Annotated in this window: 1 protein-coding gene; it reads left to right on the top strand. The window is 39.4% G+C overall.

The features are described from left to right. Window positions 1–150: SDR family oxidoreductase (locus BTV99_RS12885; RefSeq protein ID WP_143507213.1), on the top strand; the 150-nt coding region annotated here is incomplete at its 5' end. Window positions 151–360: the final 210 nt, after the last annotated feature.

Raw genomic sequence — 360 nt, 5'->3', positions numbered from 1 at the left:
CGTCATGATCATTATATAAATGGACGCGCGCTCAACAGGAAGCAGTATCCTGAAGATATCGATGGCACCGCGGTATATCTACTCTCTGATCTCTCTTCATTTGTCACGGGGCAAAGCATCCCAGTGAACGGCGGCTTCGTTTTTAACTAAAGTATGCTCAAGTGTTTGGCTAAAGAGACTTAGTGCTGAGTGAATAGCAAAATAGTCAAAGCACTTAAATAAGGATTTACAATGATAAATGGAATTAAAACTTTAAAATTCGGTGTTGAAGACCTAGAGCAATGTCAAAATTTTGCTACTGACTTCGGTTTAAAGCAGGTGGGTTCGGATATAAATGACACCAAAAAGTTCAGTATGGAT

The organism is Psychrobacter sp. Rd 27.2, from assembly GCF_001921755.1.
Taxonomy (GTDB): Bacteria; Pseudomonadota; Gammaproteobacteria; order Pseudomonadales; family Moraxellaceae; genus Psychrobacter; species Psychrobacter celer.
Note: the sequence above shows the minus strand (reverse complement) of the source record. Positions and strands in the feature narration are given on the sequence as shown.